Origin of the sequence: Jatrophihabitans cynanchi, assembly GCF_027247405.1 — a bacterium.
In the GTDB taxonomy this organism is placed as follows: domain Bacteria; phylum Actinomycetota; class Actinomycetes; order Mycobacteriales; family Jatrophihabitantaceae; genus Jatrophihabitans_B; species Jatrophihabitans_B cynanchi.
Genome location: NZ_CP097463.1, coordinates 748,712 through 766,327, shown reverse-complemented (window position 1 = coordinate 766,327; position 17,616 = coordinate 748,712). Strand labels below are relative to the sequence as shown.

Annotated in this window: 21 protein-coding genes and 2 tRNA genes; 11 read left to right on the top strand and 12 right to left on the bottom strand. The window is 70.6% G+C overall.

Features of this window, described 5'->3' with window-relative positions; genetic code table 11:
• Positions 1 to 13 precede the first annotated feature (13 nt).
• Complete coding sequence (locus tag M6B22_RS03705) at positions 14 to 493, top strand: nitroreductase family deazaflavin-dependent oxidoreductase (protein ID WP_269444427.1); 480 nt, start codon at positions 14 to 16, stop codon at positions 491 to 493.
• Between the two features lie 40 nt (positions 494 to 533).
• Here the strand turns inward: M6B22_RS03705 and M6B22_RS03700 are convergent, their stop codons facing one another.
• A complete protein-coding gene (locus tag M6B22_RS03700) occupies positions 534 to 866 on the bottom strand; it encodes a TfoX/Sxy family protein (RefSeq protein WP_269444426.1) in 333 nt (110 codons plus the stop codon).
• A 123-nt stretch (positions 867 to 989) separates the two neighbouring features.
• Positions 990 to 1,433: a hypothetical protein gene (locus M6B22_RS03695; protein ID WP_269444425.1), complete on the bottom strand. Its 444-nt coding sequence runs from the start codon at positions 1,431 to 1,433 to the stop codon at positions 990 to 992.
• Positions 1,434 to 1,568: 135 nt separating this feature from the next.
• On the opposite strand from M6B22_RS03695, the gene M6B22_RS03690 reads away from it, so the two are divergent.
• The 4 genes from M6B22_RS03690 to M6B22_RS03675 all read left to right on the top strand — a co-directional run bounded on the left by M6B22_RS03690 (position 1,569) and on the right by M6B22_RS03675 (position 6,083).
• The gene (locus tag M6B22_RS03690) at positions 1,569 to 2,318 is read left to right on the top strand and encodes a fumarylacetoacetate hydrolase family protein (protein WP_407935634.1); all 750 of its coding nucleotides are present in this window, start codon (positions 1,569 to 1,571) and stop codon (positions 2,316 to 2,318) included.
• Positions 2,315 to 3,763 carry a glutamate--tRNA ligase gene (gltX, locus tag M6B22_RS03685; protein ID WP_269444423.1) on the top strand — a complete coding sequence of 483 codons (1,449 nt, stop codon included), beginning with the start codon at positions 2,315 to 2,317 and terminating at the stop codon, positions 3,761 to 3,763. Before M6B22_RS03690 ends, gltX begins: the two co-directional genes overlap by 4 nt.
• A 67-nt stretch (positions 3,764 to 3,830) precedes the next feature.
• Entirely contained in the window at positions 3,831 to 4,490 is a 660-nt protein-coding gene (locus M6B22_RS03680) for an alpha/beta fold hydrolase (RefSeq protein ID WP_269444422.1), read from the top strand.
• 81 nt (positions 4,491 to 4,571) lie between these two features.
• Entirely contained in the window at positions 4,572 to 6,083 is a 1,512-nt protein-coding gene (locus M6B22_RS03675; RefSeq protein WP_269444421.1) for an aldehyde dehydrogenase family protein, read from the top strand.
• A 48-nt stretch (positions 6,084 to 6,131) separates the two neighbouring features.
• On the opposite strand, the gene M6B22_RS03670 is transcribed toward M6B22_RS03675, so the two are convergent.
• Positions 6,132 to 6,629, bottom strand: coding sequence for a hypothetical protein (locus M6B22_RS03670; protein ID WP_269444420.1), 498 nt, complete (start codon positions 6,627 to 6,629; stop codon positions 6,132 to 6,134).
• A 150-nt stretch (positions 6,630 to 6,779) separates the two neighbouring features.
• Between M6B22_RS03670 and M6B22_RS03665 the strand changes: the two genes are divergently transcribed.
• Together M6B22_RS03665 and M6B22_RS03660 are read left to right on the top strand one after the other, a co-directional pair.
• Positions 6,780 to 6,851, top strand: a tRNA-Gln gene (locus M6B22_RS03665).
• A 57-nt stretch (positions 6,852 to 6,908) separates the two neighbouring features.
• Positions 6,909 to 6,981: transfer RNA gene (locus M6B22_RS03660), tRNA-Glu, on the top strand.
• A gap of 99 nt (positions 6,982 to 7,080) precedes the next feature.
• Here the strand turns inward: M6B22_RS03660 and M6B22_RS03655 are convergent.
• The gene (locus tag M6B22_RS03655) at positions 7,081 to 7,497 is read right to left on the bottom strand and encodes a GNAT family N-acetyltransferase (protein ID WP_269444419.1); all 417 of its coding nucleotides are present in this window, start codon (positions 7,495 to 7,497) and stop codon (positions 7,081 to 7,083) included.
• A 75-nt stretch (positions 7,498 to 7,572) separates the two neighbouring features.
• Complete coding sequence (locus tag M6B22_RS03650; RefSeq protein WP_269444418.1) at positions 7,573 to 8,535, bottom strand: alpha/beta hydrolase; 963 nt, start codon at positions 8,533 to 8,535, stop codon at positions 7,573 to 7,575.
• A 110-nt stretch (positions 8,536 to 8,645) separates the two neighbouring features.
• On the opposite strand from M6B22_RS03650, the gene M6B22_RS03645 reads away from it, so the two are divergent.
• The 3 genes from M6B22_RS03645 to M6B22_RS03635 all read left to right on the top strand — a co-directional run bounded on the left by M6B22_RS03645 (position 8,646) and on the right by M6B22_RS03635 (position 10,891).
• A complete protein-coding gene (locus M6B22_RS03645; protein WP_269444417.1) occupies positions 8,646 to 9,329 on the top strand; it encodes a TetR/AcrR family transcriptional regulator in 684 nt (227 codons plus the stop codon).
• A gap of 56 nt (positions 9,330 to 9,385) precedes the next feature.
• Positions 9,386 to 9,868, top strand: a complete 483-nt coding sequence (locus M6B22_RS03640) for a MerR family transcriptional regulator (protein ID WP_269444416.1) — start codon at positions 9,386 to 9,388, stop codon at positions 9,866 to 9,868.
• 201 nt (positions 9,869 to 10,069) lie between these two features.
• Entirely contained in the window at positions 10,070 to 10,891 is an 822-nt protein-coding gene (locus tag M6B22_RS03635; RefSeq protein WP_269444415.1) for an alpha/beta hydrolase, read from the top strand.
• Here M6B22_RS03635 and M6B22_RS03630 read toward each other — a convergent pair.
• Positions 10,848 to 11,249: a MerR family transcriptional regulator gene (locus M6B22_RS03630; protein ID WP_331459783.1), complete on the bottom strand. Its 402-nt coding sequence runs from the start codon at positions 11,247 to 11,249 to the stop codon at positions 10,848 to 10,850. The two genes, M6B22_RS03635 and M6B22_RS03630, sit on opposite strands and share 44 nt — an antisense overlap.
• A gap of 87 nt (positions 11,250 to 11,336) precedes the next feature.
• On the opposite strand from M6B22_RS03630, the gene M6B22_RS03625 reads away from it, so the two are divergent.
• The gene (locus tag M6B22_RS03625) at positions 11,337 to 12,035 is read left to right on the top strand and encodes an SDR family NAD(P)-dependent oxidoreductase (protein WP_269444413.1); all 699 of its coding nucleotides are present in this window, start codon (positions 11,337 to 11,339) and stop codon (positions 12,033 to 12,035) included.
• Between the two features lie 105 nt (positions 12,036 to 12,140).
• Here the strand turns inward: M6B22_RS03625 and M6B22_RS03620 are convergent, their stop codons facing one another.
• From M6B22_RS03620 to M6B22_RS03595, 6 genes are all read right to left on the bottom strand, one after another.
• Entirely contained in the window at positions 12,141 to 12,665 is a 525-nt protein-coding gene (locus tag M6B22_RS03620) for a nitroreductase family deazaflavin-dependent oxidoreductase (RefSeq protein WP_269444412.1), read from the bottom strand.
• A 9-nt stretch (positions 12,666 to 12,674) separates the two neighbouring features.
• On the bottom strand, positions 12,675 to 15,593 hold the full coding sequence (locus M6B22_RS03615) for a helix-turn-helix transcriptional regulator (RefSeq protein ID WP_269445807.1): 2,919 nt from the start codon (positions 15,591 to 15,593) through the stop codon (positions 12,675 to 12,677).
• Between the two features lie 63 nt (positions 15,594 to 15,656).
• Positions 15,657 to 16,154 (bottom strand): DinB family protein, encoded by a 498-nt coding sequence (locus M6B22_RS03610; RefSeq protein ID WP_269444411.1) that lies wholly within the window; start codon positions 16,152 to 16,154, stop codon positions 15,657 to 15,659.
• 91 nt (positions 16,155 to 16,245) lie between these two features.
• On the bottom strand, positions 16,246 to 16,707 hold the full coding sequence (locus M6B22_RS03605) for a hypothetical protein (RefSeq protein WP_269444410.1): 462 nt from the start codon (positions 16,705 to 16,707) through the stop codon (positions 16,246 to 16,248).
• Between the two features lie 67 nt (positions 16,708 to 16,774).
• A complete protein-coding gene (locus M6B22_RS03600) occupies positions 16,775 to 17,137 on the bottom strand; it encodes a response regulator (protein WP_269444409.1) in 363 nt (120 codons plus the stop codon).
• Positions 17,134 to 17,616 (bottom strand): chemotaxis protein CheX, encoded by a 483-nt coding sequence (locus M6B22_RS03595; protein ID WP_269444408.1) that lies wholly within the window; start codon positions 17,614 to 17,616, stop codon positions 17,134 to 17,136. The genes M6B22_RS03600 and M6B22_RS03595 overlap by 4 nt, the downstream gene beginning before the upstream one ends.

The window sequence follows — 17,616 nt, the reverse complement described above, 5'->3', positions numbered from 1 at the left end:
CAGGAGCACGTTGATGGTGGACAAGACGGCGACGGACGGGCCGCGGGCGCAGAAGCTTGCCGTGCAGGGGCTGGTCAACCGGCTCATGCGGGGGCTGCTGCGCACGCCGCTGCTGTGCCGCGCGGTGGGCAAGCGGCTGCCCACGCTGTACGTCGTGGGCCGCAAGTCCGGGCGCCGGTACTCGATTCCGGTCGCGTACACCCGTCACGACGGAGCCCTGCTGATCGGCTCGCCGTTCGGCTGGGGCCGCAACCTGCGGACCGGCGAACCCGTGACGATCCGGCTCAAGGGCAGGCGGCGCCAGGCCGAGGTGCAGGTGTTGTCCGCCGAGCCCGAGGTCGTGGCCGCGTACGCCGTCATGGCGCGCGATAACCACAACTTCGCCAATTTCAACAAGATCGGCTTCGACTCCGCGGGCAACCCCGACCCGCACGACCTGCACCTGGCCTGGGCCGCGGGCGCACGAGCGTTCCGGCTCACGCCCGCTCGATGAACACCGCTACGGCCACTGTCCGCTGTGGTGGCAGTGGCATTCATGGCGCTGAGAGCGTGCGGGCGTAACAGACGCCGACGCGGACCCAGCGCGTGAGCTGGCGCGACGTCCGAATGGCCTCAGGCGCCACCCGAAGCCAGCCGGCCATCTCCCGCCCGCGCATCACCGCCCGTTCCACGTGCGGCGCGGCGACCAGTTCCTGCGAACGAGCCGGGTCCGCGCGAAGGAGCAACCCGCCCTGGCCACTGGCGCTGACGGCAAGGTTGCCGTCGATGAGAAACGCCAGCCCGCCGAACATCCGCTTCTCGGTCACACCGGCTTCGCCCTGCAGGCACTCGCGCAGCCGGTTCGCCAGCTCCTCGTCATAGGCCATGGCCCCAGTGTCGGAGCCGACACCGACAACGCAGTGTCGGAGCCGACACCGACAACGCAGTGTCGGAGCCGACACCGACAACGCAGTGTCGGAGCCGACACCGACACCGACGACGGCAGCAGGTCAGCGGCTCAGGCGCTCGCCGCGGGTCGCGGTCGGGGACGGCCGCAGCGCGGCGAGCACGCATGTCTCGCAGTCGTGCTCGCAGGCCTCGCCCGCGCCGTCGTGCCGGCAGGCGTCGGTGACGTGCAGCTCGTCCGGGTCGTGATCGTGTCCGCAGCCGCAGGCCAATGCGGTGCCGCCGTGCGCCGCGACGGCCTGTTCGATCGCCGCGTCCAGCCGCTGCTCGGCCAGCTCGAGCTTCACGCTGTGCGCGACTCCCCACGCGAGCAGGCCGAGCAGGGCCGAGACCAGCAGCGCGATCACCGCGAAGGCGCGGACCGGGGCCGTGCCGGTTCCGCTGGCGGCGACCGCACCGACCGCCAGGAAGAGGACGGCGAACAGGGCGAGTGTCGCGGCGGCGGTCTTGCGACGGGCGACGGGGACGCCGGAGAGCGCGGAGTTCACCGCACAAGTATGCGTGATGCGCGCGTGGACGTCCCGCGGTGGCCGGGCCGGGGGAGTGCGGGCCGACCGGTAACGTGGAACACCGTGCGCATCGCTCGGTTCGTCCACTCCGGTTCGGCTTCGGCGCCCGCGGGCATGTCCTGGGGCGCGGTGGAGGGGAGCGACGGCGCCTCGCTCGACGCCCTCACCGTCGCAGCCATCGACGGCCATCCGTTCGGCCCGGTCACGTACACCGGCGACCGGTGGGCGCTGCCGGACGTGCGGCTGGTCGCGCCGATCCTGCCCAGCAAGGTCGTCGCGCTCGGACGCAACTACGCCGACCACGCCAAGGAGTTGGGCAACGACGTCCCCGAGACGCCGCTGATCTTCCTCAAGCCGTCGACGTCCGTGATCGGCTCGGGCGACCCGATCCGGCTGCCGCCCTCGTCGGCCGAGGTGCACTTCGAGGGCGAGTTGGCCGCGGTGATCGGGCGCCCGGCGCGCAACGTCACCCGAGCCGAGGCGCTCGAGCACGTGCTCGCGTACACCGTCGCCAACGACGTCACCGCCCGCGACCAGCAGCGTTCGGACGTGCAGTTCACCCGGGCCAAGGGGTACGACTCGTTCTGCCCGCTCGGCCCGTGGATGGTGACCGGCCTCGACCCCGCCGACCTGCGGCTGACCACCCGCGTCAACGGCGAGGTGAAGCAGGACGGCCGCACCAGTCAGATGATCTTCGACCTCGCCCGGCAGATCGAGTTCGTCTCCGGCGTGATGACGCTGCTGCCCGGTGACGTGCTGCTGACCGGCACGCCCGCGGGCGTCGGCCCGATCGTCGCCGGTGACACGGTGAGCGTCGAGATCGAGGGAATCGGCACGCTGACCAACCCGGTGGTTGCGCCATGACGTCCGGACGTCCGCCGCGCCTTCGCGTCGCCCCGTCGCCCACCGGGGATCCGCATGTCGGCACGGCCTACATGTCGCTGTTCAACCTCGGCTTCGTGCGCAGGCACGGTGGCCGGTTCGTGCTGCGCATCGAGGACACCGACCGGGCTCGCTTTCGCGCCGACAGCGAGCAGCAGGTGTTCGACACGCTGCGCTGGTTGGGCCTGACGTGGGACGAAGGCCCTGACGTCGGCGGACCGTACGCGCCGTACCGCCAGTCCGAGCGGCTGGCGACCTACCAGCCGTACGTCGACCGACTGCTCGCGGACGGCCGAGCCTACCGGTGCTGGTGCAGCCAGGAGCGGCTGGCCCGGATGCGCGAGGAGCAGCGGGCGCACAAGCGGCCGACCGGCTACGACCGGCTGTGCCTGGGCAAGAGCGAGCAGGAACGCAAGGCGCTCGGCGGCACGACCGATACGCCGGTCGTGCGCATGCTCGTGCCGGACGACGTGGCGTTGACGTTCACCGACCTCATCCGGGGCGAGGTGTCCGCGCCCCGGCCGGACGACCAGGTGATCCTCAAGGCGGACGGTTTCCCGACCTACCACCTCGCCGTCGTGGTCGACGACCACCTGATGGGGATCACGCATGTCGTGCGCGGTGAGGAGTGGATCTCGTCCACGCCGAAGCACCTGCTGCTCTACCGCTGGCTCGGCTTCGAGACGCCGGAGTTCGCGCACATGCCACTGCTGCGCAACAGCGACAAGTCCAAGATCTCCAAGCGGAAGAACCCGGCCGCGCGGCTGACCTGGTTCCTCGAACAGGGTTACCTGCCCGAGGCGTTGCTGAACTTCCTCGCGCTGCTCGGCTACGGCCAGCCGGACGAGGAGGAGATCTTCACCTTCGAGCAGTTCAGCGCGAGCTTCGAGTGGTCGCGGGTGAACACGGTCGGTCCGGTCTTCGATCTGGACAAGCTGAACTGGCTCAACGGGCACTACGTCCGGGCACTCGAGGAAGCCGAGTTCACCCGACGGTTGCTCGCGTTCGCCGACGGGTCCGCTGACGTCGCAGTGCTGCCGGACGTGATCGCCGCAGCTGCGCCGTTGGTGCAGGAGCGCATTGCGACGCTGGCCGAAGGCCTGGACATGATGCGGTTCCTGCTCGTCGACGAGGCAGCGTTCAGCGTCGACGAGGCCGCCGCGGCGAAGCAGCTCGGCGCGCCCGGGCAGGAGGTGCTCAGCGCGGCGTTGCCGGCCCTCGAAGCGGCCGAGCCGTGGGACGCCGCGACGATCGAAGCCGCACTGCGCGGCGCCTTGGTCGACGGCCTCGCTCTGAAGCCGCGCAACGCGTTCGGCCCGATCCGCGTCGCCGTCACCGGTCGCACGGTGTCCCCGCCACTGTTCGAGTCGATGCAGATTCTGGGCCGCGAGCGGTCGTTGGCCAGGCTGCGCGGCGCCGTCCGGTAGGTCGTTCCACGAGCGATCGCGGCGCGTCAACGTGCGCGCCGGTACCGGGTGGAGTACATACACGTCCATGTACTTGTGTGGCGTGCACGTGCAGGTCGCCGGGCGTGCCCGCCGAGCGGTCGTGCTGGTACACGGCGCGCGCGGTTCCTCGGACAGTTGGCGCGCCGTCGTTCCCGCGCTCTCGTCCAGGTGGCAGGTGGTCACGCTCGACCTGCCCGGCCACGGCCGCAGCGTGCGCCCCTCGTCCCCTCCGGTGCTGTCGACGCACGCCGGGCTCGTCCACGACGTGCTGGACGTACTGGGGATCGGGCGCACCGCGATCGTCGGCTACTCGATGGGGGCCTGCGTCGCAGCCGACTTCGCCGCGCGATACCCGGAGTGCACCGATCGCGTCGTGCTGATCGCCCCGCCTGCCGTGCTGGGGCCCGGGACGTTCGAGCCGGCCGTGCTGCACGACTACTTCGACCGGTACGCCGACCGCGGGCGGTTGTTCGCACTCGGCGGGACGTCCGAGGTTCGGCCGCTCGAGCTTCCGCTCGGCCGCAGCGTCGAGCGCGTGCAGCCGTGCGCGGCGCCCACGCTCACCATCGGGGCGCCGCACGGATGGCGCCACGTGCCGGCGACGATGCTCGACCCGCTGGTGGCGTTCCTCGAGGCGCCCGCGGTCACCCCCTCCGTCGCCGCGCCGCCGGCCGCCCCGCCCGTGGCGGTCGCGCTGCCTGGCTGAGCTGCTGCCCTTGCCGCATCGGACGGCAAAACTGTAACGTGTTCTCATTCCTGTCCGGTCAGTGATGAGGACGGTTCTGCCGTGACCGCTCAGCTTCGCCCCGACGCCGTGACGGCGCAGACCTTCGACCTGACCAACCCGGCCACCGGCGAGCTCGTCGGCAGCTACCCGGTGCACTCGGCCGAGGACGTGGCCGGGGTCGTCGCCGCAGCGCGGGCGGCGCAGGTTTGGTGGGCCGAGCTCGGGTACGCCGGCCGCAAGCAGCGCCTGACGCGGTGGGTGTCCTGGCTGGCCAAGCACTCGGACGAGATCTGCGAGCTGGGCTTTCGCGAGACCGGAAAGCCCAAAGGTGACGTGCAGTTCGAGCTGATGGCCGGGCTGGATGACATCAGGTGGGCGGCCCGCAACGCCGAGCGGGTGCTCAAGCGCCGCCGCGTTCGTCCCGGCGCGGCAATGATGAACTTCGAGGCGAGTGTCGAGTACCTGCCGCTCGGCGTCGCCGGCGTGATCGCCCCGTGGAACTTCCCGTTCTACACACCGCTGTGCGGCATGGCGTACGCGCTCGCCGCCGGGAACGCGGCCGTCGTCAAGCCGAGCGAGTTCAGCACCGCGACGGGCGTCTACGCGGTCGAGTCGTTCCATCGCGCGAACCCCGACGCGCCGGCCGGCCTGGTCGGCTGGGTGTCCGGCTTCGGGCCCACCGGCGCCGCGCTGTGCAACGCCGGCGTCGACAAGATCGCGTTCACCGGGTCCGTCCCGACCGGGCGCAGGGTGATGCAGGCCTGCTCGGCCACCCTCACCCCGGTGCTGCTCGAGCTCGGCGGCAAGGACGCGACGATCGTCGCAGCGGACGCCGACCTGGACGCGGCGGCGGACGCGCTGACCTGGGGCGGCTTCTGGCACGCCGGGCAGGCATGCGTCGGCGTGGAGCGGGTGTACGTCGTCGAGTCGGTGCGCGAGGAGTTCTTGCGCCGGATGAAGGAGCGCGCCGAGCGCATTACCGTCGGCCTGGACGAGCTGGCCGACTACGGGCCGATGACGATGCCCGGCCAGATCGACATCGTGCGGCGTCATGTCAGCGACGCGTTGGAGCGGGGCGGAACCGCGCTCGTCGGCGGGCTCGAGTCGATCAAGGCGCCGTACGTGCACCCGATCGTGCTGGTCGACGTCCCGGAGGACTCGGCCGCGGTACGCGAGGAGACGTTCGGCCCGGTCATCGTGATCAACACGGTGCCGGACGTGGACGAAGCGGTCCGCCGTGCGAACGCGAGCGACTTTCACCTGGCCTCCTCGGTGTTCTCCGCCTCGCACGGCGAGCAGATCGCCGCCCGGCTGCACGCCGGCGGCACCACGATCAACTCGGTGATGACGTTCGTGGGTATCCCCTCGCTGCCGTTCGGGGGAGTGGGTGACAGCGGGTTCGGCCGGTTCCACGGCGACGACGGGCTGCGCGAGTTCAGCCGGCCGAAGGCCACCACGCGCAAGAAGTTCGGCATGGGACGCGAGCTGCAGCAGTTCCCGCGGGCCGCGGACCAGTACAAGATCGTCCGACGGGTGCTGCGGTTGCGTTTCGCGCGCCGCGTCAAGCGATGAACACCGCCTTCAGCACACCCGCGCGTGGCGAGAGCGGTATTCGTCCGGCTACTTGGGCGGCTCGTCCTGCCAGACGATCGAGACGCCGCCCTGCGTACCGGCCACCGGCTGGGCCGCATTCAGGTCGCCGGTCACGGTGAGGCTGACGCCATAGGGGCGAGCGCCCTCCTTGGTGAAGTTCTGCTGGCGCGTCGCGTCGTCGCCGGCTGCCTGGGTGTACCCGTCCCCGTGCAGCAAGGCGATCGCGTCGATCAGCCGCTGGCCCTCGGCGACGTCGAAGCAGTAGCCGTACACGGTCGAACCTGCCGCGGACTCGGTGAACGTGACGTCGGCGGCCCCGAACGGCGTCGCCAGCGTGCTGATCACCGCGGGCGGCGGTTCGGTGCCCGCGGTGCCCTTGGCCGGCACCTGGCACGAGCCGTTGCCGGTGGCGTCCGTGCCGTGGTTGTCCAAGGTGAACCAGCTGACGACGGCGAGCACGCCGACCGCGACGCCGGCGATCAGGAGCAGCCGCGACGCGTTCCACTTGCCCGGCGGTTCCGACACGTCGGCGACGGTATCAGCCGCCGTCGTCCCGGATTTGCCGGTCGCGGCGGGCACTGACGGAGGGCTGGTGTGGCGGTTTGGAACCGTTCGCGGGAGTCCGGTAGAGTCTCACGACGGCCCGGTTCGCAACGCGTGGACCGAGCTGACCCTTGGGGTATGGGGTAATTGGCAGCCCAACTGATTCTGGTTCAGTTAGTCTAGGTTCGAGTCCTGGTACCCCAGCGCAGTACCGAGAGATCAGCGCAGTACCGAAGATCAGCGCAGTACCGCACTTTCTGGGGCCCCATCGTCTAGTGGCCCAGGACGCCGCCCTCTCAAGGCGGTAGCACGGGTTCGAATCCCGTTGGGGCTACATCCTTCAGAGTTCCTGATCCGGGACTCGGCTCGGGCCGGGTCGTCGGAGGTCGATCAATCTCCGGAGAGCTGAGCTTGCGGGACTGCTGACGCGCCGTCAGCGCGTCCGGGCCATGCCGATGGAGTCCGGGGCAGTGTCGACGAAGCCGAACTTGCGGTAGAGGTGGTGTGCGTCACCGTCCGCGATCAGGGACACGAAGGCGGTCGCCGGCGCTCGCCTGTCGAGTTCGGCGGTCAGCTCCTGCATGATGCGACGCCCCAGTCCACGGCCTTGGTGTTCCGGTAGCACGCAGACGTCAACGATCTGGAAGTGGCAGCCACCATCGCCGACGATCCGGCCCATACCGACCGGCCGGCCGGTCGCGCCGGCCGTGACGGTGACTGCGTGCCACGATCCGGCGAGGCCGAGTGCTGCTGCCTGAACTGATTTGTCGTTGAGGCCTGAGGCGGTGCGGAGCCTGCGGTAGTCCGCGACCGAGGGCGCTTCGGCACGGATCTGATATGCGTCGTTCATGCCGCGACTCCTCTGCTGTTCGGCTCGATCGTGTGCGCGGTGGTGCCCCGGGTGCGAGGCTGCACGGTTGCCCCGTCACCTCGCCAAGGTCGCGCGGAGGAAGCCGGCGATCTCGGCCCGGGCGGCCTGCGCCTGTGGTGCCACGCCGGGCAGGGTGAGGAACGCGTGTTGCGCGCCCGGGTATTCGGTCAGCTGCACCGCGGTCCCTGCGGCGCGCAGGCGTTCTGCGTGGCGGCGGCCGTGGTCGGCTAGCGGGTCGTGGGTGGGCACCACCACGAGCGCCGGGGCGAGCCCGCTCAGATCGTCGGCGTACACCGGTGACAGGGCGGTGGCATCGGTTCCCTGCGGGACACCGAGCCGCTGGATGAGCCGGAGTTGGGGCAGGGCCAGGGTCGGGGTAGCCGGGTACCCGGCGATCGACGGGTAGTCGAACATCGTGTCGGTCACGTCGACCGCTGGGTTGACCAGCACCTGGGCGGCGAGTCGCAGCCCGGCAGTTCGGGCCCGGATCGCGGTCAGGGCGCAGATCAGCGCACCGCAGCTTTCGCCGAAGACAGCGGCTCGGTCCGGGTCGACCGCCCATCGACTCGCGTGCCGCATCACGTGCCGGAGTACCTCCCACGCATCGTCGGCGGCATCGGCGAGCGAGCTGCCGGGGGACAGCAGCCGGTGTTCCACCGAGACGACGATCGCGGGCAGTCGGGCGGCGAGGTAGCTGTTGGTCCAGTCGCACTGCACCGCCGTACCCACGAAGCCGCCTCCGTGGACGTGGACGACGAGCGGCAACTGCGATCGTGCGGCGGGTCCGTCGCCTCCGGTCCGGTCCGGCCGATAGACGCGCACCGGTACGTCGCGACCGGGCAGTGCGACATCCTGCCAGCCGATCGCGGCGCCGGCGTGCGGCTTGCCGAGGATCTGCCGCGCCGCCTCGGACGCCCGGTATTCGTTCTCCGCGTCGCGGTAGGCGCGCAGTTCATCGGTGGTGATCGCCGAGAAGTCCGGCTCCGGCGGGCGTACCGCGCTGCTGCTCGCGCGCATTTGTGCTGCTCCCTTCCCGCTGGACCTCCCGCAGCGGATCCATCCATTAATGCACGCGGTGCGTGCATTAGCAAGTGCATAGACTGGCGCGACCCGGCGAGAGGGGCGCGATGACCAGGCGCAGGCGCTGGTCGGCCGACCAGATCCTGGACACGGCGGTGACGCTGCTGCGCACGAGCGACGCCGAGTCGTTCAGCGTGCGCAAACTCGCTGCCGCGCTCGGGACGGACTCCTCGAGCCTCTACCGGCACTTTCGGAACAAGACCGAGCTGTTGCGGGCTGTCGCCGACCGGGTCCTGCTGGCCGCCGTGAGCAGTCACCGCCCTGAAGGCGACTGGAAGCAGCGCATCGCGGCCCTGGGCATGCGGCTGCGCGATGCCTTCGGCGAGCAGCCCCAACTCGCCGCGATCTGGGGACGTTACGGTTCCGGCGGCATCGGATCGCGAATGGTCATGGACGAGGTGTTGCAGGCGCTGCGGACGTCCGGGCTGCCCGACCAGGACATCCCGGTGCGCTACCACCGCATCGTGGTCCTGCTCGCCGCGCTGATCTCCTCCGAGGCCGGGATCAGCACGATCACGCCGCAGGAGTACGAGCAAGGCCTGGAGCAGTTCCGTGTCGCGGTATTCGGTGCCGAACCCGAACGCTTCCCCGCCCTTTCCTACTTCGCCCGCGACGTCCGTCCCCTCGGCGCAGACCGCCGCGACGCGTTCGAGGACATCCTCGCCGCCCACCTCGCGTCCATCGAGGCGCAGATCGCCGGCCTGCCGGCTCACGAGGACCCGGCGGTCTAGTCACGGCCCGGGTCGTTCGTGCCGACGCGCTGGCTACTCTCACACCGGATCCAGCCATGGGTGAGTTCTTCAGGAGGCACTGGACAGTGGGCGCTGGCAACTCAGGCGGGAGGCCTCCGACCGGGGCAGCTCCCGAGGATCTGATCGACATAGGCGAGGTGTGTCGGTTGTCGGCGCTGACGCCCTCTGCGCTTCGCTTCTACGAGCGGCGAGGGCTGATCACACCGGCCGGCCGGAACGGCCAGCGACGCGCCTACACGCCTGACGTGTTCGAGAGGTTGAACCTGATCGCCTGCGCCCAGCAGGCCGGCTTCACCATCGCCGAGATCGCGCGATTTCTGGTGGCACGTCCGAGTGATGACGACCTGCGTGAGCGATTGGCAGCGAAGGCGAGCGAATTGAGCAGCGACATCAGTCGATTGCAGCGCATGCGCGCGAGCCTCATGCACGCCGCGACCTGCACACACGTGCCACTGGTGGACTGCCCGCACTTCAAAGCATCCTTCGCCGATGAGGCCGTTGCCGCGGCGCACATGTGACCTGCCTCTCGCTTCGCGGCCGGCCCCGTTGACTTGAACCGTGGTTCAACCGAAACGATCGCTCTCGTCTCATCCGATCGAGAGGAGCAAGCAGTGTCCGTTCATCCTCAGGTCGAGGCTCATCTCGCTCGCCTCGCCGCCGTCAACTTCCCCGAACTGCACACCTTCGGCCCGGAACGCGCGCGGGTAGGGATGCGCCGAATGGCGCAACTGCTTCCTGCCGGGGCGAAGGTGGCCGCTTGCGAGGACCGTGAGATCCAGACGTGCTCTGGTGCTGCCAGGGTCCGCATCTACCGGCCGACTCTGGGCACCCGTGCGCCCGTGACCGTGTTCTTCCACGGCGGCGGATTCATGCTCGGCGATCTCGATACCCACGACTCCTTGGCCCGTGGGCTGGCCAATGCGTCGCGCAGCATCCTCGTGTCGGTCGACTACCCGTTGGCTCCGGAGCACAAGTTTCCCGAGGCGCCTGACCTCGCGTACGCCGCGACGAGGTGGGTTGCCGAGCACGCGGACGAGTTCGGTGGGGATGCAAGTCGGCTCGCCGTAGCCGGTGACAGCTCCGGAGGAAACCTCGCTGCGGTGGTCGCACTCATGGCGCGCGACCAGGGCGGCCCGCGGCTGGCCTTCCAGTTGCTCATCTATCCGGACCTGGACTTCAGGCGCAGCAACTTCTCGATCCGGCACTACGCCGGCAAGTACGGAAACATCAGTCGTGAGACGCAGTTCTGGTTCATGGACAACTACCTGTCCAGCGAAGAACAGCGCACCCTGCCGACCGTTTCTCCGATCCTCGCAGGTGATCTGGCGAACCTTCCACCTGCCTATATCGTCACCGCACAGTACGACGCGCTGCGTGATGAGGCGGAGCAATACGGCGAACTGCTCGAAGACGCCGGCGTCCCGGTCACGATCCGCCGCTGGAACGGGATGATCCACGAGTTCCTCCGCCAACCTTTCGACGACAGCTTGGCCGCCATCAGCGAAGCCGGCCAGGCTCTCGCCGATGCCCTGGCGCCGTGAGCGAGGAACCGCGGAGGCGGTCGGCGGCTGCTGTGACCTCCGGCGGTGCGGCGTCCAGGACGATGTCGATCAGCCGTTGCGAGGTCTCCAATTGGGCCCGCGCAGCCTCGACGCGCTCGCGTTCGCGACGAAGTGCCACGATGAGCTCCGGGCAGGTGGGCACCATGCGCTCGTTGTGATCGCAGACGCACGGCAGGACGTCGGCGATGACCCGCAGGGGCAGGCCGGCAGCCAGGAGCGCGCGGATGTTGCGAACCGCGGCGACGTCCGCGGCGCCGTATTCCCTGTACCCGTTGGGCAGCCGGTCGGGACGCAGCAACCCCTGCTCCTCGTAGTAACGCAGCAGCCGCTCGCTCACCCCAACCGCCCGAGACACGGCTCCGATTCGCACGCGTGCGCTCCCAGGCTTGACCCTCACATGATGTGATAGTTTAGCGTCGGCGACATGGGACGAGGAACCTCACCCGCGATCGTGATCGCAGCCGGGCCCGGGATCGGCCTCGCGGTGGCCCGCCGGTTCGCGCGCGGAGGGCTACCGATCGCGGTGATCGCCCGCGCCGGCGCCACGGTCGCTGCGATCGCGCGAGAACTTGCTCGCTTTGACGTTGCGATAGTGCCGTTGACCGCCGACGTCGCCGACGAGACCGCACTGCGGACTGCGCTGGACACCGCGATCGCGCAGCTCGGGCCGCCGGAGGTGGTCGTCTACAACGCCGGGATGATCCAGGCAGACACACCGGGCGAGCTCGCAACTCGGCGCCATCTCGAGGCTTGGGCGGTCAACGTCGTCGGCGCGATCACGGCTGCTGCCCATGTGGCGCCCGCGATGGCTCGGCGCGGCGGCGGCACGTACCTGATCACGGGCGGCATGCCGGAACCGGATCCTGCGTACACATCGCTGTCGCTCGGCAAGGCCGGGGTACGCGCGCTCGCGGTCCTTCTCGACAAGCAGTACGCGCCGGTCGGGGTCCGGGTCGCCACCGTCACCGTCGGAGGTCCCGTGGCGCCGGGCACCGCGTTCGATCCAGACGACATTGCCGAACTCTATTGGCGCGCGCACCACAGTTCTCGCCCCGATTGGCGCCACGACATCGCCTTCCCGGGATCGCCCGGCACCCGATCCCCGAGGGATCCGGCCGCCTAGGTCGCAGCGGCGATCAGCGCTTGCGCAGCCGGGACCACGCGTCGATGCCCACCGCGAGCAACAAGATCACGCCGAGCGCCGTGTGCGCCGCCGGGCGTCCGTCGGTCAGTCGGACGGGGCCGGCTCCAGCAGGAAGATGCGCAGCGTGCGCCCGGTGATGCGCTGCTGGTACTTCAGGTAGCCGCCGTACACGGTGGCCGCGGCGGCGAGCACCTGCTCGCGCTCACGGTCGGACGCCGGGCGCGCCACGACCGCGCGCGTCACCCCGTGATGGGTCACCGTGGCGCGTGGCTCGGCCTCGAGGTTGAGCACCCAGGCCGGCGTGCGCGGCTGGCCGAAGTTGGTGCCCAGCAGGGCGAGGGTGCCGTTCACCGGCACCGCGATCAGGTGCGTGCGGCGGGCCAGCCCGCTCTTGCGCCCGGTGCTCGTCAGCACCAGCACGGGCAGTCCGGCAAGAAGCGCGGGCACCGTCAGCCGGCCGTTGGACAGCCGGCCCAGCGCCCGGTCCATGGGCGCGAGCGTCTTGGCGAACCACCAGGCCCCCGCCCGGGTCGCCGCGAAGCGCTGCAAGAGCAGGCGCACGCGGTTCGGCCGCGGGTACACGTACGACAGCTCAGCGGCCAGCGTCACGCGGCCAAGCTAGCACCCGAGCCGGTGCAGCAGGGCGGCCGCTTGCACCCGGCTGGTGAGGCCGAGCTTGCCGAGAATGTTCGACACGTGCACGCTTGCCGTCTTCGGGCTGATGAACAGCTCGCGCGCGATCTGCGGGTTGGAGCGGCCGGTCGCGACCAGCCTGAGCACCTCCTGCTCTCGCGCCGTAAGCCCGAGCGCCGCAAGCGGATCGGCCGGCCGCGACTGCTCGTCGAGGTCGATACCGGCGCGGCGCGCGAGGGCCTGCACCTCGCTCAGCAGCGGTCCGGCACCGAGCCGGCCGGCGATCGTCCATGCCTCGACCGCGCTCTCGCGCGCCGGCTCACGCCGTTCGGCCTGTGCCTCGGCCTGTCGCAGGAGGCTGTAGCCCAGCGGCCACGCCCAGCCCAGCTTCCGCCACGCGGCGCAGGCGTCATCCCAATCGGCCGTCCCGCCGAGCCGGCCGAGTTCGGCCTCGCACAGGGCGCGATAGCCCTGCGTCGGCGCATCGGTCGCGGGCATCGTTGCGACCAGGGAGCCCAACCGCTCGGCGATCGTGCCCGCAGGATCGGCCAGCGCCCGCTCGACCTCGGCCCGCACGCCGACCCACAGCAGCGGCCACGCGTACCGAGGCGACCGGTCGTCGCGGTTGAGGTTGTCAAGGACGATCCGGACCGCCCGCGCGTGGTCGCGCCCGGCGCGGGCGAGTTCGGCCTCGAGGGTGACCAGGGGCAGAGCGAACTGGTCGTCGTCGGGACCGATGGTGAGCACCTGCGCGCGTTCGAGCATCGTGCGGGACCGCTCCAGGTCTCCGGCGAGGGCGGCGAGTTCGGCACCGATGAGTTGCAGCGTGAGCTCGAAGACGCCCTCCGGCCCGTCCGCGAGGGCATCGTCGATCAGCATCCGGGCGCGTGCCCAGTCGCCCAGGTGCACCAGCGACTCGGCGAGGTTGCCGACCAGGTAGGCACCGACGCTGCGGAGCAAACCGGAGCGCTGCGCGAAGGCGATCCCGGCCTCGGCCACTTCCGCGGCCTCGGTTGACCGGCCCAGCGTCTCGCAGGCGTCGGAGAGGTTGATGTAGCCGCGCGCGGTGGTATGTGCGTCACCACTGGCCAGCGCCAACTCGAGTCCGGCTCGCATGGCGGCCAGACCGTCCGCGCCCGGGCCCAGCAACATGCGGCAGGACCCGAGGCTGATCTGCGCCTCCGCCTCCACCTGCGCGGCGTCCACGCTCCGTGCCGCGGCAACCGCGAGTTCGGCGTACCGCGCGGCCCGTCTCGGGTGCAGCTCGCGCAGGTGAGCAACCGACAACGCCGCCAGCACCGTGGCCCGCATCCAGGTCACCGGCTCGTCCGGCAGCGGTGCCAACGCCGACTCGAGCAGCTCGATGGCCGTGCCGAGGTGGCCGAGGTCCCGGTGCGCCCGGGCACAGCGGTGCAGGACCCGGGCGCGGCGCTCGGGTGTCGCGTCGGCGGGCAGCGCGGCGGCGGACTCGGTGAGCAGTGCCAGCGCCCGGTCGACGTTGCCGCCGTGGTAGGCCGCTTCGCCGGCGAGCCACAGGACCTCGGCCTGATCCACCTCCGGCGGTCGCAGCTCGGCCGGGACGCGGTCCCAGATCAGCAGCGCCCGCTCGTACTGCGCGAGCGCCTCGCGCGAGGCCATCGCGCTGAACGATTCCCGGCCGGCCGCGATCGACGCCTCGAGCGCGCGGGGCAGGTCCAGCGCGGCGTAGGCATGGTGCGCGAGGGATGCGGCCACCGACACGTTGGTTTCGTCGAGAAGCCCCGGGTCGCGGGTGAGCGCCTCGGCGTACGCGGCGTGCAGGCGTACCCGCTCGCCCGGCAGCAGGTCGTCGTACACGGCGTCCCGTGCCAGCGCGTGCCGGAACGTGTACCCGTGCCCGGCCGAGTCGACGACCAGCAGGTGCGCGTCGACCGCCTCGCGGATCGCTGCCAGCGCGGACAGCTCGTCCACCTCGCAGACGGCTACCAGCAGCCGTTCGGGAACCGATCGCCCGGCAACAGCGGCCAGTCGCAACAGCTGCACCGCCGGCTCACCCAGTCGATCCACCCGCGCGAGCAGGACGTCCTTCAATGACGGCGGCAGCCCGCGCGGATCGCCGGCCCGTACCGCGCTGAGCATCTCCTCGACCAGGAACGCATTGCCTTCGGATCGCTCGTACACCAGATCGAGCAGCTTCGGGTCCGGCACCGCGCCGAGGATGGCGCTCAGCTGGGCACGCACCTCGTCGCGGTCCAGTCGGCCCAGCTCCAGCCGGCTGATGCTGCGGGTGCGTTCCCAGGTGGCGAGCAGGACGCGCAGCGGATGTCGGCGGTCCACCTCGTCGGACCGGTAGGTGATCAGAATGGCCACCGGGACTCCGCGCAGGTTCCGGGCGAGGAACGCGGCGAGCTCCAGCGTCGAGCGATCGGCCCAGTGCAGGTCTTCGATCACGACCAGCACCGGCGCGCTCTCGCTGAGACGCTCGAGCAGACCGAGGACGAGTTCGAGCAGCTGGGCGGTCGCCGGGGGAGCGGTCTCGGTCTCCGGCGCGGCCGCGACGGGCAGCAGGCGCGCGACCAGGTCACGCGCCGGGCCGAGGATCTCCTCGAGCCGTTCGCGTCCGGTGGTGCGGACCAGTTCGCGCAACGCCTCGACGACCGGGGCGAACGGAAGACCCTCGATCCCCAGTTGCACGCAGTGCCCGGACAGCACCTGCAGCTGCCGGCCCCGCGCGTGCCGTACCGCCTCGTCGACGAGCCGGGTCTTGCCGACACCGGCCTCCCCGCAGACCAGCATCACCCCGGACTCGCCCTTCTCGGCGCGTTCGATCAGCCCACGAGCCGCTGTCAGCTCCGCGGTGCGTCCGACGAACACCGGGCTGACGATGGCGGCGGGCGGAGTGTGCCCGGGCAAATCCGGCGGCATGATCTCCACGCGCCTTGTTCTACGCCGCCGGACCGGAACGGGCCAGGGTGATCACGCTGCCGCTCAGCGCGCCAGCAGTTGCTCGCGCAGGATGTCGGCGTGCCCGCAGTGCTGGGCGAGCTCACGCAACACGTGCAGGTACACCCAACGCAACGGCAGCGGCCCGCGCCGATTGCCGTGGACGAGGTCGTCGAGCGCGAGCGCGGCGGCGGCAGCGCGCGAGTCCGCGCAGGCCTGCCGGTGCGCGGCCTGCACGGTGGCGATCGTGTCCGTCCCGTCCAGCACGAACGACTCGTCGGGCGTCGCCGGGATGCCGATCTCGGCCCGCGTGCGGCAGCTGATCGCCTCGTCGAACCAGACCTTCTCGACGAACGTCGCGTGCTTGACCAGGCCCAACAAGGTCGTGCGCGACGCCACGAGCGAGCGCCGCGCCTGCTCCTCGGTCAGGCCGTCCAGGCAGTCGGTGAGCTCGCTGCGATGCTCGTCCAGGAACACCTCGAACTGCACCCGGGCGGGCTGGTCGATGACGTCGTCGGCGAAGGTTCCCGGAAGCTCAGCCATGCAGGCAGCATGCCAAACCGGACGTGAGCCGCGCGGGCCGGGTCGGCACGCCCGCGCGCGGCCGGCGGTGCCGACACGGTGCCCGGCAGCCTCAGTTCAGCATCGACAGGGCGAACCGACCGGTGCCGTAGCTCGGCACGTCGATCGCGAGGTCAATGCGGTTGCCGAGCCGGAACAGCAACTCGTACGCGTCGTTCGGGGCGGCCGCGACGGGGCAGTACGTCTCGTGCAGGCGCAGGTGCGGGTTGCCCGGGAGCTGGAAGACCGACGCGAGGACGTTGCTGACCTCGCCCAGGTTCTCCAGCAGGTTCGCCGGCACGTACTTCTCGTCGATGGCGTCGTCGGCGCCGCCTCGCGGCACCAGGGCGACGGCCGCGCCCACCCGAACGGCGGCCGGCAGGTCCCAGCCCACCACGGCCTGCATGGCGTTGTGGTCGTCGACGTAGATCGCCAGCGCCCCGCCTGCCGCGTCGGTGCTCGTCATGGCATCACCGGGTGCGGTCGTCACGTCCTTGCCGAGCAGGCCGTCGAGCACATCCTTGATCAGCTTCACGGGGGGGAGTTTGCCCATTGCTCTTCTCCATGCCTCTGTCGACGACTAGGGGGTACGGCTGGTGAGGTCAGGCGATGAACGGCTCGATGGTCTCGCGGAAGCTCTCCGGCGTGAACGGCTTGGCGATCAGGAACGCCGCGCCGGCCTCGGCCGCGGTGGCCCGCATCTCCTCGGAGCCTTCGGACGTCACGAACCCGAACGTGACGTCCGAGCCGGCGGCCCGGATGGCCCGCAGCGACTCGATGCCGGTCATGTTCGGCATGTTCCAGTCCGAAAGGACGAGGTCGGGCGCATCGCTGAGCACCGTCTCGTAAGCCTGCTGCCCGTCCGCGGCCTCCAGCACCTCGTCCGGCTCGATGCCGGCCTGGCGCAGCGTGCGCACCACGATGCGCCGCATCACCGTCGAGTCGTCGGCTACCAGGACCCTCATGCGTGCTCTCCTACCCTGTCGACTTCCCTTTCCCACACCGCGAACTCCACCGGTTCGCCGTGCCAGCTGCCCGAGACCCGCACGCGCTGGTGCGCCTCGGGACTGATCAGCGTTCCCGCGTTGAGCACGACCTGTGGCAGCGAGAGGACGGCCTCGCCGCCGACCATGCCCTTCACGCTGCCGCCGACCATGTTCGCGAGCTCGCCGATCGCGTCGGCGATCTCCGAATCGCCGATCTCGCCGGCGTCCAGCTGGAACATGTTCGAGGCGATCTCGCGGGCACCGGCGCCGGACGTGGTCACGTACAGGTGACCGGCCCAGTCGCCGCTGATCGACACCCAGCCGATCGTGCGGTCGGACGCGAGCGAGCCGTCGGCGGGATGCTCGACCTCGACGAGCGCGTCGTCGAGGAACGAGGACCACACCTCGGCCGCGATCTCACTGAGTTCTGCTGCGCTGGGCAGCGTGGATTCGGTCAC